Annotated in this window: 24 protein-coding genes; 13 read left to right on the top strand and 11 right to left on the bottom strand. The window is 70.9% G+C overall.

What is annotated here, in order from left to right:
* The first annotated feature begins 159 nt into the window (after positions 1-159).
* Genes scpA through meaB form a run of 4 tightly spaced genes read left to right on the top strand, consistent with a single transcriptional unit; the run spans position 160 to position 4,253 of the window.
* Entirely contained in the window at positions 160-2,313 is a 2,154-nt protein-coding gene (gene scpA / locus CBQ26_RS03915; RefSeq protein WP_088247270.1) for a methylmalonyl-CoA mutase, read from the top strand.
* A gap of 37 nt (positions 2,314-2,350) precedes the next feature.
* The gene (locus CBQ26_RS03910) at positions 2,351-2,779 is read left to right on the top strand and encodes a hypothetical protein (protein WP_143341973.1); all 429 of its coding nucleotides are present in this window, start codon (positions 2,351-2,353) and stop codon (positions 2,777-2,779) included.
* The gene (locus CBQ26_RS03905) at positions 2,773-3,309 is read left to right on the top strand and encodes a hypothetical protein (protein WP_143341972.1); all 537 of its coding nucleotides are present in this window, start codon (positions 2,773-2,775) and stop codon (positions 3,307-3,309) included. The genes CBQ26_RS03910 and CBQ26_RS03905 overlap by 7 nt, the downstream gene beginning before the upstream one ends.
* Positions 3,285-4,253 carry a methylmalonyl Co-A mutase-associated GTPase MeaB gene (gene meaB / locus CBQ26_RS03900; RefSeq protein ID WP_172417906.1) on the top strand — a complete coding sequence of 323 codons (969 nt, stop codon included), beginning with the start codon at positions 3,285-3,287 and terminating at the stop codon, positions 4,251-4,253. Before CBQ26_RS03905 ends, meaB begins: the two co-directional genes overlap by 25 nt.
* Here the strand turns inward: meaB and CBQ26_RS03895 are convergent.
* The gene (locus CBQ26_RS03895; RefSeq protein ID WP_172417905.1) at positions 4,237-4,875 is read right to left on the bottom strand and encodes a DNA-3-methyladenine glycosylase; all 639 of its coding nucleotides are present in this window, start codon (positions 4,873-4,875) and stop codon (positions 4,237-4,239) included. The two genes, meaB and CBQ26_RS03895, sit on opposite strands and share 17 nt — an antisense overlap.
* A 230-nt stretch (positions 4,876-5,105) precedes the next feature.
* Between CBQ26_RS03895 and CBQ26_RS03890 the strand changes: the two genes are divergently transcribed.
* Positions 5,106-6,659, top strand: a complete 1,554-nt coding sequence (locus CBQ26_RS03890; RefSeq protein WP_088247267.1) for a glycine betaine uptake BCCT transporter — start codon at positions 5,106-5,108, stop codon at positions 6,657-6,659.
* Between the two features lie 237 nt (positions 6,660-6,896).
* Here CBQ26_RS03890 and CBQ26_RS03885 read toward each other — a convergent pair whose 3' ends face one another.
* The 5 genes from CBQ26_RS03885 to CBQ26_RS03865 are packed head-to-tail and all read right to left on the bottom strand — an operon-like array spanning position 6,897 to position 10,524.
* Positions 6,897-7,463 (bottom strand): DUF2179 domain-containing protein, encoded by a 567-nt coding sequence (locus CBQ26_RS03885; protein ID WP_088247266.1) that lies wholly within the window; start codon positions 7,461-7,463, stop codon positions 6,897-6,899.
* 34 nt (positions 7,464-7,497) lie between these two features.
* Positions 7,498-7,872, bottom strand: a complete 375-nt coding sequence (locus CBQ26_RS03880) for a hypothetical protein (protein ID WP_088247265.1) — start codon at positions 7,870-7,872, stop codon at positions 7,498-7,500.
* 4 nt (positions 7,873-7,876) lie between these two features.
* The gene (locus tag CBQ26_RS03875) at positions 7,877-8,833 is read right to left on the bottom strand and encodes an ABC transporter ATP-binding protein (RefSeq protein ID WP_088247264.1); all 957 of its coding nucleotides are present in this window, start codon (positions 8,831-8,833) and stop codon (positions 7,877-7,879) included.
* Between the two features lie 34 nt (positions 8,834-8,867).
* A complete protein-coding gene (locus tag CBQ26_RS03870; RefSeq protein ID WP_229844262.1) occupies positions 8,868-9,686 on the bottom strand; it encodes an ABC transporter permease in 819 nt (272 codons plus the stop codon).
* Positions 9,679-10,524 (bottom strand): ABC transporter permease, encoded by an 846-nt coding sequence (locus tag CBQ26_RS03865; protein WP_229844263.1) that lies wholly within the window; start codon positions 10,522-10,524, stop codon positions 9,679-9,681. The genes CBQ26_RS03870 and CBQ26_RS03865 overlap by 8 nt, the downstream gene beginning before the upstream one ends.
* A gap of 183 nt (positions 10,525-10,707) precedes the next feature.
* On the opposite strand from CBQ26_RS03865, the gene CBQ26_RS03860 reads away from it, so the two are divergent.
* Positions 10,708-11,442, top strand: a complete 735-nt coding sequence (locus CBQ26_RS03860) for a DUF937 domain-containing protein (RefSeq protein ID WP_088247263.1) — start codon at positions 10,708-10,710, stop codon at positions 11,440-11,442.
* A 419-nt stretch (positions 11,443-11,861) separates the two neighbouring features.
* Here the strand turns inward: CBQ26_RS03860 and cysK are convergent, their stop codons facing one another.
* From cysK to CBQ26_RS21725, 3 genes are all read right to left on the bottom strand, one after another.
* Positions 11,862-12,830 carry a cysteine synthase A gene (gene cysK / locus CBQ26_RS03855; protein WP_088247262.1) on the bottom strand — a complete coding sequence of 323 codons (969 nt, stop codon included), beginning with the start codon at positions 12,828-12,830 and terminating at the stop codon, positions 11,862-11,864.
* Between the two features lie 130 nt (positions 12,831-12,960).
* Positions 12,961-14,850, bottom strand: coding sequence for a PRC-barrel domain-containing protein (locus CBQ26_RS03850; RefSeq protein ID WP_088247261.1), 1,890 nt, complete (start codon positions 14,848-14,850; stop codon positions 12,961-12,963).
* Between the two features lie 191 nt (positions 14,851-15,041).
* The gene (locus CBQ26_RS21725) at positions 15,042-15,179 is read right to left on the bottom strand and encodes a hypothetical protein (RefSeq protein ID WP_172417904.1); all 138 of its coding nucleotides are present in this window, start codon (positions 15,177-15,179) and stop codon (positions 15,042-15,044) included.
* 118 nt (positions 15,180-15,297) lie between these two features.
* On the opposite strand from CBQ26_RS21725, the gene CBQ26_RS03845 reads away from it, so the two are divergent.
* From CBQ26_RS03845 to CBQ26_RS03835, 3 genes are all read left to right on the top strand, one after another.
* Entirely contained in the window at positions 15,298-16,092 is a 795-nt protein-coding gene (locus CBQ26_RS03845; RefSeq protein WP_172417903.1) for a P-loop NTPase family protein, read from the top strand.
* Positions 16,089-17,177: an enolase C-terminal domain-like protein gene (locus CBQ26_RS03840; RefSeq protein WP_172417902.1), complete on the top strand. Its 1,089-nt coding sequence runs from the start codon at positions 16,089-16,091 to the stop codon at positions 17,175-17,177. Before CBQ26_RS03845 ends, CBQ26_RS03840 begins: the two co-directional genes overlap by 4 nt.
* A gap of 127 nt (positions 17,178-17,304) precedes the next feature.
* Entirely contained in the window at positions 17,305-17,565 is a 261-nt protein-coding gene (locus CBQ26_RS03835; protein ID WP_229844264.1) for a hypothetical protein, read from the top strand.
* Between the two features lie 296 nt (positions 17,566-17,861).
* Here the strand turns inward: CBQ26_RS03835 and CBQ26_RS03830 are convergent, their stop codons facing one another.
* The gene (locus CBQ26_RS03830; protein WP_088247259.1) at positions 17,862-18,353 is read right to left on the bottom strand and encodes a hypothetical protein; all 492 of its coding nucleotides are present in this window, start codon (positions 18,351-18,353) and stop codon (positions 17,862-17,864) included.
* Positions 18,354-18,466: 113 nt separating this feature from the next.
* On the opposite strand from CBQ26_RS03830, the gene glgP reads away from it, so the two are divergent.
* The 3 genes from glgP to CBQ26_RS03815 all read left to right on the top strand — a co-directional run bounded on the left by glgP (position 18,467) and on the right by CBQ26_RS03815 (position 22,729).
* Positions 18,467-20,983: an alpha-glucan family phosphorylase gene (glgP, locus tag CBQ26_RS03825; protein WP_088247258.1), complete on the top strand. Its 2,517-nt coding sequence runs from the start codon at positions 18,467-18,469 to the stop codon at positions 20,981-20,983.
* 157 nt (positions 20,984-21,140) lie between these two features.
* On the top strand, positions 21,141-21,569 hold the full coding sequence (gene pcaC / locus CBQ26_RS03820) for a 4-carboxymuconolactone decarboxylase (RefSeq protein WP_088247257.1): 429 nt from the start codon (positions 21,141-21,143) through the stop codon (positions 21,567-21,569).
* 233 nt (positions 21,570-21,802) lie between these two features.
* Positions 21,803-22,729, top strand: coding sequence for an EamA family transporter (locus CBQ26_RS03815; RefSeq protein WP_373297193.1), 927 nt, complete (start codon positions 21,803-21,805; stop codon positions 22,727-22,729).
* Positions 22,730-23,032: 303 nt separating this feature from the next.
* Here CBQ26_RS03815 and CBQ26_RS03810 read toward each other — a convergent pair whose 3' ends face one another.
* Positions 23,033-24,610, bottom strand: a complete 1,578-nt coding sequence (locus CBQ26_RS03810; RefSeq protein ID WP_088247256.1) for an ABC transporter ATP-binding protein — start codon at positions 24,608-24,610, stop codon at positions 23,033-23,035.
* 105 nt (positions 24,611-24,715) lie between these two features.
* Between CBQ26_RS03810 and CBQ26_RS03805 the strand changes: the two genes are divergently transcribed.
* A complete protein-coding gene (locus CBQ26_RS03805) occupies positions 24,716-25,543 on the top strand; it encodes a phosphatase PAP2 family protein (protein ID WP_088247255.1) in 828 nt (275 codons plus the stop codon).
* Positions 25,544-25,695: the final 152 nt, after the last annotated feature.

Raw genomic sequence — 25,695 nt, 5'->3', positions numbered from 1 at the left:
CACTCCACCGGGCCGGACCGCCGGTCAGGCGCCGTGATGACAAATGCCCTAACGCACGTTTGACCGCGTGGCATGATGGACGCCTCAAGCTGCACGACCGACGCGCCCTGTACGGCGCGGCCTGTTTCCTCCATTCCCGACCCGCCGGAGGTCCACCGCATGACCCGACCCACGACCGCCCAGGCCCCCGACCTGAGCACCTGGAAAGCCCAGGCCAGCAAGGACCTGAAAGGAGCCGACCCGGCGCGCCTGAACCGCGAGACGCCCGAGGGCATCACCCTCCGGGCGCTGTACACCCGCGCCGACACCGAGGGCCTGGACACCGACACCCTGCCGGGCCTGCCGCCCTTCACGCGCGGGCCGCGCGCCACCATGTACGCCGCGCGCCCCTGGACCATCCGGCAGTACGCGGGCTTTTCTACCGCCGAGGAATCGAACGCCTTCTACCGCCGCAACCTCGCCGCCGGGCAGAAGGGCCTGTCGGTCGCGTTCGATCTCGCCACGCACCGCGGGTACGACAGCGACCACCCGCGCGTGGTGGGCGACGTGGGCAAGGCCGGGGTCGCCATCGACTCGGTCGAGGACATGAAGATCCTCTTCGACGGCATTCCGCTGTCCGAGATGTCGGTGTCCATGACCATGAACGGCGCGGTCCTGCCGATCCTGGCGGGGTACATCGTGGCGGGGCTGGAGCAGGGCGCGACCCTGGATCAGCTGTCGGGCACCATCCAGAACGACATCCTGAAAGAGTTCATGGTGCGCAACACCTACATCTACCCGCCGGCACCCTCCATGCGAATCATCGCGGACATCATCGAGTTCACGGCGCAGCAGATGCCGCGCTTCAACTCGATTTCCATTTCCGGGTACCACATCCAGGAGGCCGGGGCGAACGCCGCGCTGGAACTCGCGTACACCCTCGCGGACGGACTGGAGTACGTGAAGGCCGCGCTGGGCAAGGGGCTGCACATCGACGAGTTCGCGCCGCGCCTGAGCTTCTTCTTCGGGATCGGCATGAACTTCTACACCGAGGTCGCCAAGCTCCGCGCCGCCCGGTTGCTGTGGAGCGAACTCATGGCGCCCTTCGAGCCGAGGAACCCCATGAGCCGCGCGCTGCGTACCCACTGCCAGACGAGCGGCTGGAGCCTGACCGAGCAGGACCCCTACAACAACGTCATCCGCACGACCGTCGAGGCGATGGCGGCCGTGTTCGGCGGCACCCAGAGCCTCCACACGAACTCCTTCGACGAGGCCATCGGCCTGCCCACCGACTTCTCCGCCCGGATCGCGCGCAACACCCAGCTGGTGATTCAGGAGGAGACGGGCATCCCGCACGTCGTGGACCCCTGGGGCGGCAGTTTCATGATGGAACGCCTCACGCACGACCTCGCCGGGAAGGCGCGGGAACTGATGCGCGAGGTCGAGTCGCTGGGCGGCATGGCGAAGGCCATCGAGAGCGGCGTGCCGAAACTGCGGATCGAGGAGTCCGCCGCGCGCAAACAGGCCCGCATCGACCGGGGCGAGGACGTCATCGTCGGCGTGAACAAGTACCGCCCCACCCAGGACACCCCGGTGGACGTGCTGGACATCGACAACGCCGCCGTGCGCGACGCGCAGATCGCCCGCCTGAACCGCGTGCGGGAAACGCGCGACCCGCAGGCCGCGCAGGCCGCCCTGACTGCCCTGGAACACGCCGCCCGCAGCGGCGAGGGCAACCTGCTGGCCCTGAGCGTGACTGCCATGCAGGCCCGCTGCACCGTGGGAGAGGTCAGCGACGCCCTGGAACGCGCCTGGGGCCGCCACGCCGCCGAGATCCGCACCCTGTCGGGCGTGTACGCCGCCGGGTACGACGGCGACGAGGGCTTCACGTCCCTCCAGGGTGACATCGAGGCCTTCGCCGAGGCCGAGGGCCGCCGCCCCCGCATCCTCGTCGTGAAGATGGGCCAGGACGGCCACGACCGCGGCGCGAAGGTCATCGCCACGGGCTTTGCCGACCTGGGCTTCGACGTGGACGTCGGCCCCCTCTTCCAGACGCCCGAGGAGGCCGCGCGGCAGGCCATCGAGAACGACGTTCACGTGGTCGGCGTGAGCAGTCAGGCCGCCGGGCACAAGACCCTCGTGCCGCAACTGATCGCCGCGCTGCGCGAACAGGGCGCCGGGGACATCCTGGTGGTCGTGGGCGGCGTGATCCCGCAACAGGACTACCCCGCCCTGCGCGAGGCAGGCGCGGCGGGTATCTTCGGCCCCGGCACCCCCATCCTCAGCAGCGCCCGGGAAGTGCTGAACCTCCTGCGGACCCGCGAACAGGCGTGAACGCAACCCCGGCCCCCACCACCGCGTACCTGCCCGCATGCTGAAGCGACTGAGGGCTGTGGCGGCGTGTGCCGTGCTGGGCGTGGCTGGTCTGGGCGGTGCAGGGGCGGCGGGGACCACCCTGCCCGCGCCGCCTGCGGGGCCGCCCGCGCAGGTGGGGGGTCTGCGGGTGTGCGAGCGGGGGGACACGACGTACCTGCTGGACCGCTCGGGCCGGGTGCGGAGCCTGACGTACGCGCGGCTGGTGCCGGACAACCGTCTGTGGGTGCGGCAGAGTTACGACCGCGCCGGGCGTCTGACGGGGCTCAGCGTGAACTGGAGTGGGTTCGCGGGGCGCCTGCTGGACGTGCGCGGGTCGTTCGACGCGCGGGGGCGACTGGTGAAGGAGACGGGGTTCCGCGCTCGGGGCGTGACGACACCGCTGGGGTCGTACCTGCGGGCGGTGCCGAGGGGGCTGACATGTTGAAACAGGTGTTGCTGGCGCTGCTGGTGTGTGCGCCGCTGTCGGGTGGGACCGTGCTGGCGGGCGGGGTGAGCGGTCCGGTGGGCCTCTCCCCTGCCCCGTCCGCGCGGGCGGTCGTGACCGGGAACGACGCCGCGCTGGGGGGGTGGCGGGCGTTCCAGGGTTCTTCGATGCCGTGCATCATGGACGCGTTCTTCGACGTGCAGACCTGGACGGACGCGCGCGGCACGGTGCGGCGGCTGGTGTTCCGCGCGGCGTCCGGCTGGAACCCGCACCGGACCGAGCAGCGCATCGACTGGGACGAGGCGGGCCGCCCCCGCGCGTACTCGTGGGCGCTGCGCCGCACGCCCGGCCAGGACGGGGTGGCGGCGCGGATTGAGCTGCTGATCGGCCCGGATGGGCAGGTCGTGCACACCCGCGAGTGGGGCGACGTGCAGCCCGAGTACCGCGTCCCCTGGCCGACCCTGGAGCGCGAACTGCGCCCCGCCGACCTGATAGAGAGGTTCACTTGTCCGCCGCTCCGCATCCCCTGACGCTGCCGCTGCTGTCGGGCGCGCGGCGGGCGCTGGCGAAGGCGATCACGCTGGTCGAGTCCACGCGGCCCGAGCATGAGGCGCAGGCTCAGGCGCTCCTGTCGGAGGTGCTGCCGCGGGCGGGGCGGTCGGTGCGGATCGGCCTGACGGGCGTGCCGGGCGTGGGCAAGAGCACGTTCATCGAGGCGCTGGGCGTGCGACTGGCCGACGCGGGGCACCGGGTGGCGGTGCTGGCCGTGGACCCCAGTTCGGCCCGGACAGGCGGCAGCATCATGGGCGACAAGACGCGCATGCCGCGCCTGACGGCGCACCCGAACGCCTTCATCCGGCCCAGCCCCAGCGGGGGCACGCTGGGTGGCGTGGCGCGGCGCACGCGCGAGTCGATCACGCTGTGCGAGGCGGCGGGGTTCGACGTGATCCTCGTGGAGACGGTCGGCGTGGGCCAGAGCGAGACGCAGGTGGCCGCCATGACGGACCTGTTCGTGCTGCTGACCCTCCCGAACGCGGGGGACGAGTTGCAGGGCATCAAGCGGGGGATCATGGAGCTCGCGGACGTGTGCGTGGTGAACAAGGCGGACACGAACCCGCAGGCGGCGGTGCGTGCCCAGACGGAGTTGCGGACGGCGCTGACGCTGCTCACCCCGCACGACGCGCCGTGGCGACCCGTGGCACTGCGGGCCTCCGCGCTGACCGGTGAGGGACTGGACGGCGTGTGGGCGACCGTCGAGGCGTACCGCACGGCAGTGGACCTGCGCGTGAAACGTCAGGGGCAGGCGGCGCAGTGGTTCGACGAACTGCTGCGCGAGGCCGCGTGGCGGGCGTTCCAGGCGGGCCTGGACCCGGCGCGGCTGCACGCCCTGCGCGCCGAGGTCCTGCGCGGCGAGCGCACGGCGGTGCAGGGCGTCGCGGCGCTGTTGGGCGCTCCCGCTACTCCGCAGGGCTGAGAGCGAGGTCCATGCTGGGCGCGGCGGGCGATACCCAGGGGTTGCCGCGGACGGTGAAGCGCCACGGGAGGGTGCGGCCCTCGCGGATGCCGACGCGGGCGGTGACCTCGACCATCTCGTCGGGCAGCGGCGCGGGGGGCGGCAGGAGGTGCAGTTCCGGGGCGTTCACGGGCCGCCCGCTGATCCGCGCGGGGTCCAGACCCAGCGCGTACACGAGTTTCGCGGGGCCGTTCGTCAGGTCGCGTTCGCGGGTGACGGGCCGGAAGGTCAGCATCTGGCCCAGGCCCTCCAGCGGCTGAATGGCGCGAATCAGCACGCTGGCGGACACGCCCTCCGGGCGGCAGGCGACCTGCAGCAACGGGTGGCCGTGCGCCGTCCAGAACAGCCACGTGCCGGGCGGGATGGCCATGTCGGCGCTGCGGGCGGCGTGGAAGCGTCCGGCGGTGCAGGCGGGGTCGCGGGGGCAGTCGTAGGCCTCGACTTCCACGATGGTGCCCGTGAGGCGGATTCCCACGCGGTTCTCATGGTCCGGAACCTGCCGGACCAGGGTGCCGCCCAACAGGTTCCGGGCGATCTCCACGGGATTCCCGGCGAAGTGGGCGGGCGGCAGCGGAGCGGTCATGGCCCGAGCCTACTGCGCACCCCGGCAGGCCGGTCTTCAGGGAAGGGACTCATGACCCTCATGAGCGGTGGGTAAGGTGACGGGCCGCCCCCGTGACCCGTCCGGGCCACACGGGGTTCAGCCCCCCATCACGCGGGCCCTGTCCTGCGAAGTTCCCTGTCGCGCCGCGCGCCCCGTCGCCGTGCTGGCCCCGCTGCCCGGCGCGCTTCCCGATCCTGGAGGTTCCTTCCGTGGTTCTCTACCTGTCCATGGCCATCATTGCCGCCTGCGTGCTGTGGGGCCTGCTGAATCCCGAGGGGTTCGGCGCGGCGGCCACCGCCGCCATGACCTTCACCACCGAAAGTTTCGGCTGGTACTACCTGCTGGCCGTACTGGCATTCCTGATCTTCTGCGTGTACCTGGCGTTCAGCCGTCACGGGCAGGTGAAGCTGGGCCGGGACGACGAGGAACCCGAGTTCAGCCGCGGCTCGTGGTTCGCGATGCTGTTCAGCGCCGGCATGGGCATCGGGCTGGTGTTCTGGGGCGTGGCCGAGCCCGTCTCGCACTACCTGACCCCGCCGGCCGGCGTGGAGGCCCAGACGGCCGACGCGGCCCGCACGGCCCTGAAGTACTCGTTCTTCCACTGGGGACTGCACCCCTGGGCGATCTACAGCGTGGTGGCCCTGAGCATCGCGTACTTCTCGTTCCGGCGCGGCGAGAAGGCCCTGATCAGCCGCACGTTCCGCCCGCTGCTGGGCGACCGGGTCGAGGGTCCGGCCGGGAAGCTGATCGACGTGCTGGCGATCCTCGCGACCGTGTTCGGCGTGGCCGCCTCGCTGGGCTTCGGGGCGGTGCAGATCGGTAGCGGCCTGAACAGCGCGTTCGGGGTGCCGGTGGGCGTGCCGACGCAACTGACGATCATCGGGGTGGTCACGGTGCTGTACCTGATCAGCGCCTCGACCGGCCTGACGCGTGGCATCCAGCTGCTGTCGAACACGAACATGGTGCTGGCCGCGCTGCTGATGCTGGCGGTGTTCGTGCTGGGTCCCACGCGGTTCCTGCTGGAGACATTCACGACCAGCGTGGGCGGGTACGTGCAGGATCTGGTGGGCATGAGTACGCGCCTGACCCCGTTCAGCGGGAACACCTGGGTGGGCGGCTGGACGCTGTTCTACTGGGCGTGGTGGATCGCGTGGGCGCCGTTCGTGGGGCTGTTCATCGCGCGGATCTCGCGCGGGCGGACCATCAAGGAGTTCGTGACGGGCGTGCTGCTGGTGCCCAGCCTCGTGAGTTTCGCTTGGTTCAGCGTGTTCGGCGGCAGCGCCCTGCAGAAGACCATCGCCGGGGACCGCGCGGTGGTGGAGGCCACGAAGGCCGACGTGTCCACGGCGCTGTTCGCGCTACTGGGTCACTTCCCGCTGAGCGGCGCCCTGATCGTGCTGGCGACCCTGCTGATCGCGTCGTTCTTCATCACGAGCGCCGATTCGGCCACGTTCGTGCTGGGCAGCCTGTCGAGCGAGGGCAGCGAGAATCCGGGCGGGCGCGTGAAGCTCGGCTGGGGGGTGCTGCAGAGCCTGATCGCGGTGGCGCTGCTGCTGAGCGGCGGCCTGAGCGGGTTGCAGAACGCCAGTATCGTGGCGGCCCTGCCGTTCAGCGTGGTCATGCTGGGCATGTGCGTGTCCCTGATGCGCGCCCTGCAGAGCGAGAAGCGCCGCCCCCGCCCGGCCCCCGGCGCGCTGGCCCCCACCGCGCCGGCTCCCAGCTCACCGGACGCCGCCGCGCCCGTCACGCCGCCCGCCCCCTGATCCGGATGGTCAGCGCCGTGGGGCCGCCTTCCGCGATGGAAGGCGGCCCCACTTCGCTGTGCCCTCTCATACGGATTCCGTTTGTTTCGCCAACAATCCGGAACTTCACCGGATTGCCGGCTCCACGTCCGGAACCCGTGTTGCTCCCACTCGCTTCGCTCGGATTGAACGGGCTTTGCAGCCCATTCAATCGGAGTCCGTATCACTCCCCGCTGCCTACCGCGCACGGCGCACGGTTTACTTCCGGATCATCCGGAAACGCCGTGAGAGCCGGTCCTCGCGGGTGGCGACCTCCTGAAGCTGGGCGGTGGTGACCTCCTCGACCGTGATGAACGCCCGAGGGTACGTGGCTTCGATGACGCGCAGCGCGGCGCGGAGTTTCTTGCGGGCGATGACGCTGAACATCACGCGGACCTCGCCGTCGCGGCCGCTGGCGTTCACGGTGGTCACGAAGAGGCCGGCCTGACGCAGGGCGTCCTGCACGTCCGGGGCGCTGACGGGCACGATGACGCGCAGCACGACCTTCCCGACCGCCAGCCAGCGTTCGATGTTCGCGCCGAGCATGGTGCCGGTGGCGTACCCGCCGGCGTACGCGACGAACTGGATGGGGCTTTCCAGTTTGCCGAGCACCTGCGCGGCCGCGACCAGCCAGATCAGCGATTCGAAGAAGCTCAGCACGCCCGCCAGCCGGCGTTTGCCGCGCACCAGCATCCCGATGCGCAGCGTTCCGAGCGACACGTCCACGATGCGCAGGGCGAAGATCAGCAGCGCGCCCAGCAGCAGGTCCAGGGTCAGTCCTTCCACGCCCGCAGCCTAGGTAAGACCCCCATGAGAAGGGTCAGCGGCGGCGTGACAGCAGCGGCGGCAGCCCGCAGACGACCGTGTTCAGTGCGAGTGCAATCCACTGGTGGGTGGCGACCGGCCGTCCCAGAATCAGTTGCAGCGTCGTGTTCGACACCAGTGCGGCCCACAGGGTCAGCATGATCGGCCACGCCGGCCACGCACCGGGAACTGCGCGTGTGCGCCACACCGCCACGGCACTCCAGATCAGCCCGGCGACCGGCAACGCGGCGAGGGCCAGCCGCAGGGCGCGGTCCTCCGGGATGAGGACCAGGGACAGGGTGTTGGCGACCACCGCGAAGGTCAGGATCACCAGGACCAGCGTGCCGGTGCTGACGCTGGGGGGCGGGCCGGAGTGGTCGGAGTCGGTCACGCCTCTACCGTACCCCGGCGCGCAGCAGGTCGCCCTCGTAGATGCGGCGGATGGTGGCCTCGATGTCCGGTTCGCGCACGGTCAGGTCGCGGACGGGGGCGTGCGCGGTGACGCGGGCGATGGGGTCCGCAGCGGCGCCCGTGAAGGCGTACGTGGCGCGACCCGGTTCGTGGTTCAGGAGGGTCAGGCCCGGCACCCCGGCGTCGGGGACGGGTTCGCTGAACTCGACGTGCAGTTCGCGCTGCGAGCCGTACGCGGCCTGGAGGCGAGCGAGGTCACCGTCGAACAGCAGTTGCCCGTGGTCGATGATCAGCACGCGCCTAGCGAGGCGTTCCACGTCCCCGAGGTCGTGCGTGGTCAGCAGTACCGTGACCTCACGCTCGCGGTTGATGTGCGTGATGAAGTCGCGGATGCGGTCCTTCGCCACGACGTCCAGGCCGACGGTGGGTTCGTCCAGGAACAGCAGCTCCGGGTCGTGCAGCAGCGCGGCGGCGAGGTCGGCGCGCATCCGCTGCCCCAGCGACAGCGCGCGGGCGGGCGTGTGCAGGAACGGCCCGAGGTCGAGCAGGTCCGTGAAGGTGCTCAGGTTCGCCTGCCAGCGGCCCTGCGGGATGCGGTAGACGTGCCGCAGCAGGCGCAGGCTCTCGATGACCGGCAGGTCCCACCACAGGGTGGTGCGCTGCCCGAACACCGCGCCGAGCCGCGCGACGTGACGGCGGCGGTCCTGCCAGGGCGTCAGGCCGCCCACGCTGACGGCGCCGCTGTCGGGCACGAGCAGGCCGGTGAGGATCTTGACGGTGGTGCTCTTCCCCGCCCCGTTCGGCCCGAGGTACCCGACGATCTCGCCGCGTGGAATGTGGAAGGACACGTCCCGGACGGCCTCGTGGGTGCGGCGCCCCGCGCTCAGGAAGCGGCCGGTGCGGGTGGTGAAGGTCTTGCGCAGGTGCTCGACGTGAATCATGGAGTGCCTCCCTTCGGGTGTGTGGCGAGCGGTTTCATGTGCCGGTGCCCTGGTAGTGCCGCACGCCGACGCGCCAGAACGCGAACGCCCCGGCCAGCACGAGCGGTCCGGCCAGCGGGCCGATCAGTGCGGCCCAGCCGGGCAGGCCGTCGGGCAGGGGGCGACCCAGGAGGTGCAGGGCGGGCAGGTACGACAGGAACGCGGCGGGGATCAGGTACGTGAAGGTGCGGCGCAGCCACGCGGAGTAGATGTCCATGGGGTAGCTGATCAGGGTGCGGCCGCCGTACGTGAGGACGTTCATGGCCTCGACGCTGTCCACCGTCCAGAACGTGAGGGTGCCGCCGATGACGAACAGCCCGCCGAAGAAGCAGATCATGCCCAGCACGGCGGCGGTCAGGAGGGCGGCCGTCTCGGGCCCGGCGGCCAGCGGCGCGTGCAGGAGGCCGTACCCGGCGATGGCGGCGGCGAGCAGCACGCGCGGGATGCGGCGCAGCGCGAAGTCGGACGCGAACACCTGCAGGGTCAGCGGGGCGGGGCGCAGCAGGAAGGTGCTGAACGAGCCGCTGCGGACGTGCGCGGACAGGTTGGGCGCGTCGAACCCCCCGAACAGGATGTCCATCAGGACGAACGCGAGTTCCGCGAGGCCGTACAGCAGGCAGATCTCGCCCAGCGTCCAGCCGCCCAGCCCGCCGAAGCGTGGGAGGACCAGCGCGAGCGCGGCGAACTCGGCGGCGGTGATGAGCAGGCTGCCCAGCGCGTCGAGGATGAACGAGGTGCGGTGCGCGCCCTGCGAGCGGATCTGCGCGCCCAGCAGTCGCAGGTACAGGGTCAGGTGATGCCGGACGTCAGCCACCGGCAACCTCCAGCCGCCGCAGGCCCGCGCGCAGCGTGACCTGACAGGCGAGCAGGAGCGCCACGGTCCAGCCCAACTGCGTGCCCAGTGCTGCCCAGGCTGCCCCGCCGCCGGTGACCCCCACCCACAGTTCCACGGTGGTGTTCAGCATGGCCGGAAAGGGCGTCCAGGCCAGCACGGCGCGAAAGCCTTCCGGGAAGAACGCCAGGGGCATCAGGAAGCCGCAGCCCAGGCCCAGCAGCGCCCACGCGAAGCGCCCGAAGCCCACCGCGTCCGGCGACCAGAACGCCGCACAGTTCACCAGGAAACGGAACAGGAACCCGCACGCCCAGGCGAGCAGGACGCTCAGGACGACCTGCGCCCACGCGAGCGGGCCGGGCGGCCAGTTCAGGCCCCAGATGACCTGGAAGATCAGCAGCATCGGCAGGCCGCGCAGCACCAGCTGTCCCAGCGCCCGCCCGGCATCCTGCGCCGCCCAGAAGCCCAGCAGACTGGCGGGGCGCAGCAGGTCCGCCGTCACCTCGCCCCGGTGGATGACGCGCATGAAGTCGAACCAGCCGAACAGACTGAAGGCCATGATGAACGCCTGGGTCAGGCCGGTGTACGTGATGGCGTCCTGCGGGGTGTACCCGGCCACCTGCGGGCGGGTGCCGAACAGCGCCAGCAGCACCGCGACGCGCAGCAGTCCGAAGAACGAGTTGGTGATCAGGCCCCACAGGGCCGCCTGCGGATACGCGAACTGCCGCCGGAAGCCCAGCCGGGCCACCGCCCAGGGCAGCGCCAGCCGGGACAGACGTGAAACGTGGCCCCCCGTGGGGGGGGCGGGCATGGTGGTCATAGGTTCCCTCCTCCAGTTGCCGAACCGGAAGCGTTCAGGCTACAGGCGCGGGGACGGACGCGGAATACGCCGTGTGGCCGAGGAAGCGGCGTTCTATGTCAGGAATTCCTCAAGAACCCCCCGGCGGGGGCAGGGCGCGCGCAGGGTACGCTGAACGCACTTCACCAAGCGGAGGAACACACCATGATGGACATCTTCAACATGCTCGGCGGGATGGGACAGGCGCAGCAGACCGTCGCGCGGCAGACCGGCGCCAGCCCCGACCAGACCCAGGCGGCCATCCAGGCGGCGCTGCCGCTGCTGCTGGGCGCCCTGACCCGCAACGCCGCGCAGCCCGGCGGCCTGGACGCCCTGAGCGGGGCCCTGAACCGCCACGACGGCAGCGCCCTGGACGCCTTCACGCAGGGGCAGACGCCCGACACGCAGGACGGCCAGAAGATCCTAGGGCACGTGTTCGGCGCGCAGCAGGGTCAGGCCGCGCAGGCCGTGGGTAAACGCGCCGGGATCGACCCGCAGCTCGCCATGCAGATCATGAGCATGCTGGCCCCGCTGGTCCTGGCGTACCTCAGCCGCCAGCGGCAGGGGCAGGGCGCCCAGGCGGGCGGCGCGGACCTGGGCAGCGTCCTGGGCGGCCTGCTGGGTGGCGGCGCGGCCGGCGGACTGGGCGGCCTGCTCGGCGGGATGCTGGGCGGCGGCACGCAACCCCAGGCGCAGACCGGCCACGCGCCGGCGTCCACGGGCGGCGACCTGGGCGGCCTGCTGGGCAGCGTCCTGGGGGGCGCCCCCGCACCGCAGCAGACCGCTCCGGCCGGCGGCGGCCTGATGGGCACCCTGAACCGCGCGCTGGACAGCGACGGCGACGGCAGCGCCCTGGACGACCTGATCGGCATGTTCGGCGGGGCCGGCCAGCGCCGCTGACCCTGACTGGCGCCGGGGCGGACGGGCCACGCGCCTGCCCGCCCCGGCGTCTGCCGCTCGGGCTGACCGGGCTTTGCAGCCCATTCAATCGGAGTCCGTGTCATCAATGGTGCGGGCAGGTTCATCCCTTCAGTGCAGACCAGCGATGAACACGCTGTGTTGACCCCTCCCCCTTGAGGGGGTGAGCAGGAATGGCGTGACAGAAGACGTGTTCCCCGCTTGTCCCCCTCTGACGCTTGAACAGTGCCCACACTATTGCTGATCCGGACTGCCGTTTGTTTCGCCAACGATCCGGAACTTCACCGCCCCTACCGGCTCCACGTCCGGAGGGGCGTGTTGCTTCCACTCTGCGGGGCAGCTCTCCGAGTCGCTGTACTCGGACCCAGCAGGCCCTGCAGCCCATTCAATCGGAGTCCGTGTCAGGTCGTGGCGGCGCGGTCCGTGCGTTCGCGTGAGCGGGGCAGGTAGCCGGGCGGGGTGTCGTCCTCCTGCTGGAACAGGCTGGTGGTCAGGTAGCGGGCGCCGGTGTCGCAGGCGATGGTCGCCACCCGCCGGCCCGGTCCCAGGCGGCGGGCGACTTCCAGGGCGGCCCAGGCCATCGCGCCGCTGCTCATGCCCACGAAGATGCCTTCCTCGCGCGCCAGTCGGCGGGCCAGGGGGTAGGCGTCCTCCTCCCAGACCGTGATCACATCGTCGATGACGCTCCGGTCCAGGTTGGCGGGCACGAATCCCGGTCCCATGCCCTGGAAGCCGTGCTCGCCGCGTTCCCCGCCGCTCAGGACGTTGCTGCGGGCGGGTTCGCAGGCGACGATCTGCACGGCCGGGTTCATGCGTTTCAGGTAGCGGCCCACGCCGCTGATGGTGCCGCCGGTGCCGCTGCCGTACACGAAGGCGTCGATGCGTCCCCCCATCTGCTCCCACAGTTCCGGGCCGGTGGTGGCCTCGTGTACGGCGGGGTTGGCGGGGTTCGTGAACTGGCCCATCATGACTGCGCCGGTGCGCGCGGCGATGGCTTCGGCTTCCTCGATGGCGGCCAGCATGCGCCGTTCGGGGTCGGTCAGGACGAGTTCCGCGCCGTACGCGGCCAGGGTGCGTTTGCGTTCCTCGCTCATCTGGGCGGGCATGCACAGGATCAGGCGGTAGCCCTTGGCGGCCGCCACCTGCGCCAGTCCGATGCCGGTGTTGCCGCTGGTGGGTTCCACGATGGTCCCGCCGGGTTTCAGCAGGCCGCGCCGTTCGGCGTCCTCGACGAGGCCCAGCGCGGTGCGGTCCTTGATGCTCCCACCGGGGTTCTGGCCTTCCAGTTTCACGAACACGTCCGCCATGCCGGGGTCCGTGACGCGCCGCAACTGCACCAGGGGCGTGTGGCCGATGAGCGACTCGATCATGCCGCCCAGGATAGGCCCTGCGCGGCGCGGGAATCGGGGGGAAGCAGACAGGCAACCGGGCACACGGGAAACCGGGCAGACAGGGGGCCGCGCCCCCAGGGTCAGGGGCGCGGCCGGGTGGGCGGTCCGTTTAGCGGGGGGGCTGGCTGTCCGGGACGTCCTGTTCGGGCAGGGCAGCCTCGCCGGTCGCGTCGGGGCGGCTGGCGAGCGGGTCGATGTGCGGCGTGTCCTTGCTGACGCTGCTGACCAGGATGTCCAGCACGTTGCCGTCGCGGGCGGCCTGCACGGCGCGGTTGGTGACGATCTCGCCGATGTTCAGGATGATCGAGTCGTCCGGCGCGAGGATCACGCGGGTCACGGGGCGGCCCAGGGCGTCGCGGACCTTCTGTTCCTCGGCTTCCTGCTGGCGCTGGTCGATGGCCTCGCCGGCCTGGTCGCGCTTGTCGCCCAGCCACGCCTTGGCGCGGTCGATCAGGTTCCCGGCACCCTCGCTGACGCTGGCAAATCCGCCCGCGACGGCGGTCCCGGCTGCGGGGCTGGCGGCGCCGCCGGTGGTCGCGCCGATCAGGGCCTGCTCCACGCCCAGGTGGCGGGCGCGGTCGGCGATGGCCTGCGTGACGATCTGCCCCTGCGCCGCCACGAGGCTCCCGCCGGGAGCGCGGACGTCACTGCGGACGCGGCGACCCACCGTGGCTTCCAGGGTGTTGGGGTCCAGCGCGGCGCGTTCCCGCAGGGTCTGCACGCCGGTCCCGATGGCTCCGCCGGTCGCGGCGGCCGTCAGGGCGGCCAGTCGGCCGGTCTGCTCGGCGCGGTCCGCCTGGAAGGAGGTGATGGTCGCGCCGGCCGGCACGATGACCTCGCCCGCCTCGGTGGCGATCTCGCGGCTGGCGGTCTTGCCGGTCACGTACGCCTTCTGGCGTTCGGCGGTGGCGTCCTTCACGTCGGCGTAGGTGTCCTGCACGCGGTCACGGGCGCTGCCGTAGGCGTCGCTGATGGCTCCACCGGTCGCGGCGGCGGTCAGGGCGCCCAGCCGGCCGGTCTGTTCGGCGCGGTCGGCGTGCTCGGCGGTGATGGTCTCCCCGAAGGCGACGATCATCTCGCCGGCGTCGGTGCTGATGTCGCTGCTGGCGGTCTTGCCGGTCACGTACGCCTTCTGGCGTTCGGCGGTGGCGTCTTTCACGTCGGCGTAGGTGTCCTGCACGCGGTCGCGGGCGCTGCCGTAGGCGTCGGCGATCACGCCGCCGGTCGCGGCCGTGGCGAGCGCGGCGAGTTTCCCGGCCGTCTCGGCCTCGTCGGCCTGCGCGGCGGTGATGGTTTCACCCTTCGAGACGATCACCCGGCCGTCTTCGGCGGTGATGTCGCCGCCGGCGGTCTTGCCGACCGCGTACTCCTTCTGGCGTTCGCGGGTGGCCTCGGCGATGTTCTCGTAGGCGCCCTTCACGCTGTCGGCCGCGCCGGTGTACGCCCCGGCGACCGCCTGACCGGCGCTCTGGAGCGCGCCCTTCAGGCCGCCGTCGTCCTGTTCCTGCATGGCGCTGGCGACCTCGACCGGGACGATGGCGGTGTCCGCGCCGATCTGCACGCTCTCGGGGACCGGCACGAAGGTCCGGCCGCTGCTGAGGTCCGCGAACAGGCCGCCGGTGGCCTCGTATCCCTCGACACGGCCGGTCTGCTCGTCGAAGAACACGTCGGCGATGCGGCCCAGGTTCTGTCCGTCGGTGGTCAGCAGGGTCAGGCCGATCAGGCTGGTCTTGCTGTCCAGCGCCTCTTTCAGGCGGCCGTCCTCGCGGGTGGTGGTCACGGCGTCGGGGTCGGCGACCATGATGGCGTCCTCGCCGATGGAGCGGACCTGCACGAACGGCACGGCCTTGGCGGCGCTGAACCAGCCGCCCTCATCGACGAGCAGGCCGAGCACCTGGTTGGCCTGATGGTCGAAGATGACGTCGTGGACGGTTTCGATCTTCTCGCCGGTGCTGATGGCGATGATGGGACGGCCGAGAATTTCCTTGGCTTTGATCATGGGGGACTCCGGGTGCAGGACAGCGTCCTGGGGATGCGGGGTGAGGTGGGGGTGCCGCGCCCTGGTGGGCAGGTGGGGTGTCGCCGCGACGCGCGGCACGCGGGGGGCGACTCCGGGGGCGCCGCCCCTCCCGGCGCCCGTTCACCGGGCGGGGCGGTCGTCGGCGGGAGCGGTCACCGGCAGGGGCGCGGTCAGATGAAGCCGAGGTCCAGCAGGCCCTGGGGCTTGAGGTACAGGAAGTACGCCAGCAGGAACAGGACGATCAGCGCGAGCAGCAGGATCAGGAGTTTGCCTCCGTTACCGCCGGAATTGCCTTTGAGTCGGGTCATGATGCCTCCGTTCCCGAGTGTAGGAAGCGGCCGCTCCGTTCTCGTGCGGCGCCCGTCATGACAACTTGACTGAACCTTGGCCCCCTCTTTACGCGGCGCAGGGGCTAGGCTCGGGACCGTGAGCCTCCCTGGTCCGTCCCTGCCGTTCCTGCGTGCCGACGCCGCGCCTCTCTCTCCGTCCGAGCGGCGGCTGTCCGGGCTGCCGCTGACCGTGCTGGTCGGCGTGACCGGCGTGGGGAAAAGTACGGCGCTGGCCGCCCTGACCGGCGCAGACGCGGGCGTGCGGGTCCTGCCGGACCGGCGCGAAGTGACGGACGCCGTGATGATCCTGCCCGCCACGGGCGGCGTGCCGGTCCGTGACCGCGAGGAACGCTTCCGGCTGACCGCCCGCTACCGCCAGGAGCAGCCGGGCGGGATGGCGCAGGCGCTGGGGTCGCTGGTCGCCGACGTGCGGCACTGGGGCGAGGCGCCGGTGTTCGACGGGCTGCGCGGCCTGGACGAGGTGCGTTTCGCGGCCGAGTCGTTCCCGGCGTGGCGTTTCGTGGCGCTCGGCGCGCCGGACGCGGTGCGGGTGCGGCGGCTGCTGGGCCGCGCGGACAGTTTCGATCAGGTGACGGCCGGGACCGGCGGGACGCTGCGGGCGGAACTGGCGGCGCTGGCGGGCGTGGAGGCCGTGTTCACCCCGGCGGAACTGGACGCCCTGGCGGACCTGACCGCCCAGGGGTTCGCGCCGGCGGACGTGCTGGCGAAGGTGCGGATCGTGGTGTCCGAGCGGCGCAACTACGACCCGGCGGCCGCCGAGGCGTTCCTGCGGACCCTGCCGCCCGCGCGGGCGCTGGTGCTGGACACGGTGGCGCTGGACCCGGCGGGCGTGGCGGCCGCCGTGCGCGCCTGGGCCGGGGGCGCGGCGTGAGTGCCCCCACCGTCGCGCGGGTCGAGGGCGTTCCCTTCCGGCTGCCGCTGACCTCGGCGCTGGCGTGGGGCGCGCACTCGGCCCTCAGCGTGGCCGAGCACGTGCTGGTGCGCGTGACCCTCTCGGACGGCACGGTGGGGCTGGCCGAGGCGACGCCGCGCCCCACCATCTACGGCGAGACGACCGCGAGTGTGCTGGGCATCCTCGCCCACCTAGAAGCGGGCCTGCGCGGCCTGGAGATCACGGACACGGCGGCGCTGGAACGGGTGCGGGGCAGCGTGACGAACAACCACACGGCGCGCGGCGCGCTGGACATGGCCCTGCACGACGCCCGCGCCCGCGCCGCCGGCGGGACGCTGTTCGACACGCTGCTGGGACCGAACACCCGCGTGCGCGTGAGTTTCATCCTGGGCATCGCCGCGCCGGACGAGATGCTGGCCGAGGCGCGGCGGGTCGTGGCGGCCGGGGTGCGCTGCCTGAAGGTGAAGGTGGGCCGCGAACACGAACGCGACCTGCGCGTGATCCGGGCGCTACGCGACGAGTTCGGCCCTGACGTGCTGCTGTACGCCGACAGCAACGAGACGCTGAGCCCCGAGTCGGCCCCGGCGGCGCTGGACGCCATGCGCGCGGCGGGCCTGATGTACGTGGAAGAACCCCTCCCGGCCCGGAACCTGCGCGCCCGCGCGACGCTGCACGCCCTGGGGCGGCTGCCGGTCGTGGCGGACGATTCGTGCTTCACGCCGGCCGATCTGGAACGCGAACTGGATTTCGACACCTTCGACGTGCTGAACGTGAAGACCGCCCGCAACGGGTTCACCGACGGCCTGAACATGCTGGCCCGCGCGGCGGCGCACGGCAAGCGCGGCATGGTGGGCTCTCAGGCCAGTACGGGTCTGGGCACCATCCACGCGGCGCTGCTGTCCACCCAGGCCGAGGTGACCGAGCCGTGCGAACTGAGTTTCGTGCTGAAGTTGCAGGACGACCTGCTGGATGCGCCCATCACGTTCCGGGACGGCTGGCTGGACGTGACGGCCCTGCGGGATCACCGGATCGACCCCGCCCGCCTGGACCGCTACCGCCTGTGAGTGGCCCGGTCCCGGCCAGGGTTGTTTAGGCAGTTCCGGAAGCGGAAACGACTGTGAAGGTCCGGACGGCCGGCGCGGTCATGCCGCTGTCATGATGCCCCCCACATAATGAAGCATGCATCAAGAAATGCTTAACACACTGCTGCTCCCGCTGATGTTCAGCATGGCGGGCGGCACCTACGTCTACCTGTGCGTGCCGGACCGCCGGGCGCAGGGCCTGCTGATCCTCACGCTGTTCCAGCTGGTGGGCGCCGTGGGCTACGTCATGCAGCCCACCCTGGAACTGCTGATGCTGCTCTCGCTGCACGCCAGCGTCGTGCTGGTCATGCTGGTCCGCCACCTGCAGGCGCCGGTGCCCGTCGCGCCGGGTGGCGGCGAGCGCTCGTAGAACCGCTGACCGCTGACCGCACCGCAGCATTCATCGGTGCTGCGGACAGGTTCATCCCTTCAGGGCAGACCAGCGACGAACACGCCGTGTTTGCCCCTCCCCCTTGAGGGGGGAGGCCGGGAGGGGGTGGGCAGGAACGGCGTGACAGAAGACGTGTTCCATGCCTGTCCCCTCTGGCACTTGAACAGTGTCTGCACCATTGATCAGAGGAATGAACGGGACTCCTGAATGCCTCTGAATGCTGCGGTGAATGCTGCGGTTCTGCAAGGCGTTCCGTCGGGGTCCGTCCGAGAGAGTCAGCGGGCCAGCAGGGTCTGCACGGCGCGGGTCATGGCGTCCAGGACGGGGCGGCTGTTCAGGCATGAGACGAGGGCGCGGGTGGCCTGATGTTCGCTGCCGCGCAGGCCCCCCTGCAGGTGCTCGCGGACGACGGGGTGCAGGTGGCCGCGCACGAACAGCAGGTCGCGCAGCAGGTCGTCGGCGCTGAGGGTCGGGCCGCTCTCGCCGTCCGGCGTGGCGGTGATCAGCAGTGGGCGTGCCCGGTCGTCCACGGTCAGGGTGGCGTGCAGGGGTCGCCCGGCGCGGCGCGAAATGTGCTCCAGGGTGGGCACGAAGGCGTTCACGAGGTTCAGGGCGAGGCTGCGGCCCAGCAGGGTCAGACGTGGCTGGTCGGGCAGGGTGGCCTCCAGCGTCTGGGTCAGGTGGCGGGCCAGCCGGTCGCCTTCGGCCATCAGGGCGGCCTGCGGGTCGGTGGCCGGGCCGGTTTCTGGGGGGTCGGGGAGCGTCATGCGGGCATGCTGACATGCCGGGCAGCTGTCTGGACAACCGCCACCGGGGGCCGTGCTGGGCGCCGAGCGGGACTGTAGGTGGTCAAGATGGGCTTAGTGTAAGCTCATCTGGTATGAACGTCATTGGCAAAGTCACCGTGCTGCCTCAGCTGCCGCCCGAGATCGCGAGGCTGTCTGAACTCGCCTACAACCTGTACTGGTCGTGGACACCCCGCGCGCAGGAGCTGTACCAGGAACTGGACTCCTCTATTTGGGAGCGCTTCCAGCACAACCCGGTCCGCACGCTGCTCGAGGTTCCGCAGGCCCGCCTGCAACAGGTCGCGGCTGACCCCGCCTACCTGCGGCGCTACGCGCAGGTCATGGCCGACTTCGACGCCTACATGGGCAAGAAGGACACCTGGGCCGCCCGGAACGTGCCGGACATGAAACCCGTCGCGTACTTCTCCATGGAGTACGCCTACCACGAGTCCCTGCCCATCTACTCCGGCGGCCTGGGCGTGCTGGCCGGCGACCACTGCAAGAGTGCCTCCGACCTGGGGATTCCCTTCACGGCGGTCGGCCTGCTGTTCCACCAGGGGTACTTCACGCAGCTGTTCGACAAGGACGGCTGGCAGAACGAGACCTACGACGAACTGGACCTGACCACCCTGCCCATCACGCCCGCCCTGACGGCCAGCGGCGAGGAGGCGCGCGTGAGCGTCGTGATCGGCAGCCGCACCGTCCACTCGCGCGTGTGGAACCTGAACGTGGGCCGCATCAAGGTGCTGCTGCTGGACACCAACGTCCCCGAGAACAGCGAGGAGGACCGTAAACTCACGGCCCGCCTGTACGGCGGCAACCAGGAACTGCGCGTGCAGCAGTACGTGCTGCTGGGCGTCGCCGGCATCCGCGCCCTGAGGCTGCTGGGCATTCCCGGCGACGTGTACCACATGAACGAGGGCCACGCCGCCCTGCTGGGCCTGGAACGCACCCGCGAGTATGTGGAACAGGGTCTGGACTTCCGCACCGCCGTGGAGACCGTCGCCAGCTCCACCCTGTTCACCACGCACACGCCCGTCCCCGCCGGGAACGACGCGTTCTCGTACGAACTGATGGACCGCTACGTCGGCGCGTGGCCCGCGCAGCTCGCCACCAGCCGCGACGAACTGTACCGACTGGCCGAACACGAGCAGCTGTGGGACGGCCACCTCGTCCCCACCTTCTCCATGACGGTGTTCGCGCTGAACATGAGCCGCGCCGCGAACGGCGTGTCCGAACTGCACGGCGAGGTCAGTCGCGACATGTGGAACTTCCTGTACCCCGGCGCGCAGACCGAGGAAGTCCCCATCGGGCACGTCACGAACGGCGCGCACAACCTGACCTTCACCAGTCAGGCCATGCGCGACCTGCTCGGCACGGTCCTGCCCGCCGACTGGACCGAACGCCTGGAAGACGAACAGATGTGGCAGGCGGTCGAGCAACTCACCGACCAGCAGCTTCAGGACGTGCAGCGCGACATGAAACGCGACATGATCGCCTTCGTGCGCGCCCGCATGCGCGAACAGAAGGTCCGCAACGGCGCCAGCGCCGCCGACGTGGCCGCCACCGAGACGCTGCTCGACGAGAACACCCTGACCATCGGGTTCGCGCGCCGCTTCGCCACGTACAAGCGCGCCACGCTGCTGTTCCGTGACCGCGAACGCCTCAGCCGCATCGTGAACCACCCGGAACGCCCGGTGCAGTTCGTGTTCGCCGGCAAGGCCCACCCGGCCGACAACCCCGGCAAGGCCTTCATCCAGGAGATCTACAAACTCAGCCAGGAACCCGAGTTCCGCGGCCGGATCGTGATCCTCGAGAACTACGACATGCACGTCGCCCGTCACCTCGTGCAGGGCGTGGACATCTGGCTGAACAACCCCCGCCGCCCGCTGGAAGCCTCGGGCACCAGCGGCATGAAGGCCAGCTTCAACGGCAGCCCCAACCTCAGCATCCTCGACGGCTGGTGGCGCGAGGGGTTCGATGGCACGAACGGCTGGCCCATCGGTGAGGAACGCGAGTACGCCGACCTGAACGTGCAGGACGACGCCGACGCCTACAGCATGTACCAGACGCTGGAAAGCGAGATCGCGCCCCGCTACTACGGGCAGCGTGCCGGCGCCGAATCCTGGGCGCACACCGTCCGCCGCGCCATCGAGACGTGCAGCCCGCGCTTCTCGATGCAGCGTCAGGTGATCGATTACGTGCAGAAGTACTACGTGCCCGTCGCGGCGCGCGGCGCGACCCTGGCCGCCGGCGGCAGCGCCCGCGCCCGCGAGATCGCCAGCTGGAAAGGCTGGGTGCGCCAGCAGTGGCCGCACACCACCCTCAGCGCCCACGCGCAGCTGCCCGCCACCAGCCAGCCCGGCCAGACCGTGCCGGTCACGGCGACCGTCAACCCCGCCGGGATCAACCTCGACGAACTGCGCGTGGAAGCCGTCCTGACCCGCGCCGGCCAGCGCACCCACGTGCCCCTGACCAGCCACGGCGACGGCACCTTCAGCGCCCAGGTGCCCCTGAACGAGAGCGGCCTGTACTCGGTCGGCGTGCGCATGATTCCCGTCGTGGACGGCCTGAGCAACGACCTGGAAGCCGGCCTGATCAAGTGGGCCTGATACAGGGCCTGATACGACTGACCTGAGCTTCCGCTCACGCGACGACACCCCCTGCCCGGTCCGGCGGGGGGTTGTTGTTGCGTACGCTCCCTTACCGCCCCCCGCTGCCCTGCACGGGGTGACAGGGCTGCCGCCCCACGAGCGGGTAGCGTGGGGCATGAGTGACCACACGGACGATCCGGCGACCGGCCCGCAGGACAGCGAACTGCTCACGCGCGGCAAACAGAAGCGGGCGCAGCTGATGGGACAGGCGTTCGTGGACCGCGCCTTCGCCGGTGACCCGCAGGCCTTCGGCGCGGATTTCCAGCGCTTCCTGACCGAGTACGCCTGGGGCGCCGTGTGGGGACGCGGCGGCCTGAGCGACCGGGAACGGCACATGGTCACGCTGGGCATCCTGGCCGCGCTGGGCCGCGACCGGGAATTCGAGGGGCACGTGCGCGCCACCGCCAACAGCGGCGTCAGCGAACGGGACCTGAGCGACGTGCTGCATCAGGTGGCGATCTACGCCGGCGTACCCGCCGCGCTGAGCGGCTTCCGGCTGGCCGGAGCGGTCCTGGCCGAGCGGCCCGACCCGGAAGGCACCTGATACGGACTCCGATTGAAGGGGCTGCAAAGCCCGCTGGGTCCGAGCGGATGCGAGAAGGAGAGAAACGGGTTCCGGACGTGGAGCCGGCAGGGGCGGTGAAGTTCCGGATTGTTGGCGCAACAAACGGCCGTCCGTATGAGCCAGCTGCGTCCGGGCCGGTCCGTCCCGGCGGGGCAGACGGCCGACCAGCCGACTAGGCGCCTCTCCCGGATGGGCGGGGCGCAGGTGGTCTAATGCCCGGCATGACCGCCGCCCGTTCCACTGCGCGCCCCCGGCCGGGCCTGCCTCCCATTCCGGCGCTGCTGCTGGCCATGGTCAGCATTCAGGGGGGCGCGGCGTTCGCCAAGACGCTGTTCCCCACCCTGGGCGCGGCCGGCACCACGACCCTGCGTGTCACGCTGGCCGCCGCGCTGCTGGTGGCGCTGCTGCGCCCGAACCTGCGCGCCCTGACCCGCGCGGACTGGGCGGCCATCGTGCCGTACGGCGCGGCGCTGGGCCTGATGAACCTCGCGTTCTACGAGTCGCTGCGGACCCTGCCGCTGGGACTGGCGGTCACGCTGGAATTCATCGGGCCGCTCACGTTGTCCCTGCTGCTGTCCCGCCGGGCGCTGGACGTCGCGTGGGTGGTCCTGGCGGGCCTGGGGATCGCGCTGATCTCGCCGCTGGGGCAGCAGTTGACGGGCGGCGTGGCGGCCGCGCCGGTCTCGCCGGTCGGGATCGGGCTGGCGCTGCTGGCCGGGGCATTCTGGGCGCTGTACATCCTGGCGGGCGGCGCGGTGGGCCGGCGCGTGCCAGGCACGACGGGCGTGGTGGCGGGCATGATCGTGGCGGCCGTCGTGACCCTGCCGTTCGGCGTGGCAGAGGCCGGCGCGGACCTGCTGACGCCCGGCGCGCTGGCGCTGGGGCTGGGCGTGGCGGTGCTGTCCAGCGCCCTGCCGTACACCCTGGAGATGCGGGCGTTGCGGGCCATTCCCGCCCGCATCTTCGGGGTGATGATGAGCGTCGAGCCGGCCATCGCCGCCCTGAGCGGCCTGCTGTTCCTGGGCGAACGCCTGGGCGCCGCGCAGTGGATCGCCATGCTGTGCGTGATCGCCGCCAGCGCCGGCATCAACCTGACCGGCAAACCCACCGCGCACAGCGAACCCGAACCGGTGAACTGATGCGGACTCCGATTGAATGGGCGGCAAAGCCCGCTGGGTCCGAGCGGAGAAGGAGAGAAATGGCCCTGCGGACAGGTTCATCCCTTCAGGGCAGAGCAGCGATGAACACGCCATGTTGACCCCTCCCCCTTGAGGGGGGAGGCCGGGAGGGGGTGAGCAGGAATGGCGTGACAGAAGACGTGTTCCATGCTTGTCCCCTCTGGCCCTTGAACAGTGTCCGCACCATTGATGACAGGAAGGCCCGCACAGCACTCCGGCTGGCGGGCCTTCCTTCCTGGGTACCTGCGGCCTACGCTCCCGGCGTCACTCCTGCCAGCTGACCTGGGTGTTCAGGGTGTCGGCGCTGCCGGTCATGAGCAGGCCCAGTTGCGTGTCGGTGGCGTGCGCGGCCTCGACCTCGCCGACGACCTTGCCCTCGTACATGACGAGGATGCGGTCGGCGAGGTTCATGACTTCGCCCAGGTCGGCGCTGACGAGCAGCACGGCGAGGCCCTGGTCGCGCGCCTCGACGATGCGGGCGTGGATGAATTCGATGGCGCCGATGTCGACGCCGCGGGTGGGCTGGCTGGCGACGAGGATCTTGGGGCCCTTGCGCATCTCGCGGGCGACGATGAGTTTCTGGGCGTTGCCGCCCGAGTACCGTCCGGCCTGGAGGGTGGTGGAGCGGGGGCGCACGTCGTACTTCTCGCTGAGGTCGCGGGCGTTCTGTTCGATGACCTCGCGGTTGAGCAGGCCCAGCGGCCCGGCGAACGGCGCGCGGTCCTGTTCGCCCAGGATGAAGTTCTCGGCGGTGGTCATTTCGAGGACCAGGCCGCGTTCGTTGCGGTCTTCGGGAACGTGGGACAGGCCGGACGCCTCGACTTCGCGCACGCCCCGCGCGGCCTTGCCGAGGTAGGTGATCTGGCCGCGGTAGGGTTGCAGGCCGGTGATGGCCTCGACGAGTTCGCTCTGGCCGTTGCCTTCGACGCCGGCGATGCCGACGATCTCGCCGGCGCGGACCTGGAAGCTCACGCCGTCCACGGCGTTGCCATACTCGCCTTTCACGACGACGTTCTGCACGTCAAGCGCCACGTTGCCGGGCTGGGCGGGGGCCTTGTTGACTTTCAGGGACACGTCGCGGCCGACCATCATGCGGGCGAGCAGTTCGGTGGTGGCGCCCTGGGCGGGGATGGTGCCGATCATGCGGCCGTCGCGGATGACGCTGATGGTGTCGCTGATGTGCAGCACCTCGTGCAGCTTGTGGCTGATGAAGATGACGGCGTTGCCGCTGGCAGCGTACTGGTTTTTCAGGAAGTCGAACAGTTCCTCGGTTTCGCTGGGCGTGAGGACGGCGGTGGGTTCGTCGAGGATCAGGATGCGGGCGCCGCGGTACAGGGTCTTGAGAATCTCGACTTTCTGTTGCAGGCCCACGGCGAGTTCACCGACGATGGCGTCGGGGTTCAGGTCGAAGTTGAACTGCTTGATGAGTTCCGCGACGCGTTTCCGGGCGGCGGCGTAGTTGATGGCGCCGCCGCTGGTGGGTTCCATGCCCAGGATGACGTTCTCGGTGACGGTGAGCGTCTCGACGAGCATGAAGTGCTGGAAGACCATGCCGATCCCGCGTTTGATGGCCTCGCTGGGGTCGGTCAGGTCGACGGTCTCGCCGTCCACGACGATCTGACCGCTGGTGGGGGGCTGGATGCCGTACACGATCTTCATCAGGGTGCTCTTGCCGGCGCCGTTCTCGCCGCACAGGGCGTGAACGCTGCCCCAGCGGACCTGCATGGAGATGTCGTCGTTGGCGAGCACGAGGGGGAAGCGCTTGGTGATGCCGCGCAACTCCAGCGCGTTAGGGGAGTTGTGCTGCACCTGTCGCAGCACGTCGGCAGTGGGAACGGTCATACCCCTCAGTTTACTGTCCAGACAGGCTGTTGGGCAGCACCCGGCCGGGCGCGGGCGGATGGTGGCGCGCACCCGCCCGGCGGGTGGGTCAGAATGTGGGGCGTCATGGAAACTTTCTGGTTGGCGGTCACGAATCTGGGGCGGGACGAGGTCTTCATCGTGGGGCTGGCGCTGTACACGTGGCTGGTACGGCCGGTCGGGGGGAGGAACCTGGGCGTGGCCTTCGCGCTGAGTTACCTGCTGAACGCCGCGCTGAAGTACGGCCTGAACTTGCCGCGCCCGTTCACGAACGCCCCGGCGGCCGCGTCGGAGGCGGCGCGGGCCACGGCGGGCGGGCCGGGCCTGCCGAGCGGGCACTCGCAGATGGCCGCGACGCTGTGGTGGGGCGTGGCCGCGCAGTTGCGCCGCCCGTGGGTGACGGGGGCGGCTGCCGCGCTCGTCGCGTTGATCGCCGGGTCGCGGCTGGTCCTGAACGTGCACTACCCCAGCGACGTGATCGTGGGCCTGACGCTGGGGGCGCTGTTCGCGCTGCTGGCGGCCCGCGTGCAGTTCCCGCAGGGCGGCGCGTTGCGCTGGGCGCCGCCGCTGGGCGCGCTGGTCGTGGCGGCGCTGCTGCCGGCGGGCGCACCGCGCGAGTTCGCGGCGGGGCTGGGCATGGCGGCCGGATTCTGGTTCGTGCAGCCGCGCTTCACGCCGCCCGCGACGGCGCTGGGCCGCGTGATCGTGGCGGTGGCCGGGCTGACGGTGGTGTTCGCGGTGTACTTCGCGCTGGGGGCGCTGCCGGACGGGATCAAGGAGGTCGGGCTGGTGCGGGCGCTGCGCTACGCCCTGCTGGTGCTGGTCGCGGCCGAGGGTGTCCCGCTGCTGCTGCGCCGCTGGCTGCCGGTCGGCGAGGTCCGGGAGCGGGCCGCGCCGGAGCGCGTGACGGCCTGAGCGATCCCGCCTGCCGGGGAGGTACACTGTCAGGCGTTTCAACAAGTATCTCGGGGCGACCAGCAGTTGCAGGGCGACAGGTCGTTGCAGGCGTTGTTCAGGCGGGAAACGCGGCGGGGAACGCCGCCCCGTTCAGAGTGGAGGTCAGGGAC

Source organism: Deinococcus indicus (assembly GCF_002198095.1).
In the GTDB taxonomy this organism is placed as follows: Bacteria; Deinococcota; Deinococci; order Deinococcales; family Deinococcaceae; genus Deinococcus; species Deinococcus caeni.
Note: the sequence above shows the minus strand (reverse complement) of the source record. Positions and strands in the feature narration are given on the sequence as shown.

Bases quoted from the DNA above. Each gene is read 5' to 3' on its own strand.
- CBQ26_RS03860 (WP_088247263.1), top strand. From the start codon at position 10,708: ATGATGGACATCTTCAACATGCTCGGCGGGATGGGACAGGCGCAGCAG.
- CBQ26_RS03905 (WP_143341972.1), top strand. From the start codon at position 2,773: ATGTTGAAACAGGTGTTGCTGGCGCTGCTGGTGTGTGCGCCGCTGTCG.
- CBQ26_RS03830 (WP_088247259.1), bottom strand. From the start codon at position 18,353: ATGACGCTCCCCGACCCCCCAGAAACCGGCCCGGCCACCGACCCGCAG.
- pcaC (WP_088247257.1), top strand. From the start codon at position 21,141: ATGAGTGACCACACGGACGATCCGGCGACCGGCCCGCAGGACAGCGAA.
- CBQ26_RS03895 (WP_172417905.1), bottom strand. From the start codon at position 4,875: ATGACCGCTCCGCTGCCGCCCGCCCACTTCGCCGGGAATCCCGTGGAG.
- CBQ26_RS03805 (WP_088247255.1), top strand. From the start codon at position 24,716: ATGGAAACTTTCTGGTTGGCGGTCACGAATCTGGGGCGGGACGAGGTC.
- CBQ26_RS03875 (WP_088247264.1), bottom strand. From the start codon at position 8,833: ATGATTCACGTCGAGCACCTGCGCAAGACCTTCACCACCCGCACCGGC.
- CBQ26_RS03835 (WP_229844264.1), top strand. From the start codon at position 17,305: ATGCTTAACACACTGCTGCTCCCGCTGATGTTCAGCATGGCGGGCGGC.
- CBQ26_RS03810 (WP_088247256.1), bottom strand. From the start codon at position 24,610: ATGACCGTTCCCACTGCCGACGTGCTGCGACAGGTGCAGCACAACTCC.
- glgP (WP_088247258.1), top strand. From the start codon at position 18,467: ATGAACGTCATTGGCAAAGTCACCGTGCTGCCTCAGCTGCCGCCCGAG.
- scpA (WP_088247270.1), top strand. From the start codon at position 160: ATGACCCGACCCACGACCGCCCAGGCCCCCGACCTGAGCACCTGGAAA.
- CBQ26_RS03815 (WP_373297193.1), top strand. From the start codon at position 21,803: ATGCCCGGCATGACCGCCGCCCGTTCCACTGCGCGCCCCCGGCCGGGC.
- CBQ26_RS03865 (WP_229844263.1), bottom strand. From the start codon at position 10,524: ATGACCACCATGCCCGCCCCCCCCACGGGGGGCCACGTTTCACGTCTG.
- CBQ26_RS03910 (WP_143341973.1), top strand. From the start codon at position 2,351: ATGCTGAAGCGACTGAGGGCTGTGGCGGCGTGTGCCGTGCTGGGCGTG.
- cysK (WP_088247262.1), bottom strand. From the start codon at position 12,830: ATGATCGAGTCGCTCATCGGCCACACGCCCCTGGTGCAGTTGCGGCGC.
- CBQ26_RS21725 (WP_172417904.1), bottom strand. From the start codon at position 15,179: ATGACCCGACTCAAAGGCAATTCCGGCGGTAACGGAGGCAAACTCCTG.
- CBQ26_RS03850 (WP_088247261.1), bottom strand. From the start codon at position 14,850: ATGATCAAAGCCAAGGAAATTCTCGGCCGTCCCATCATCGCCATCAGC.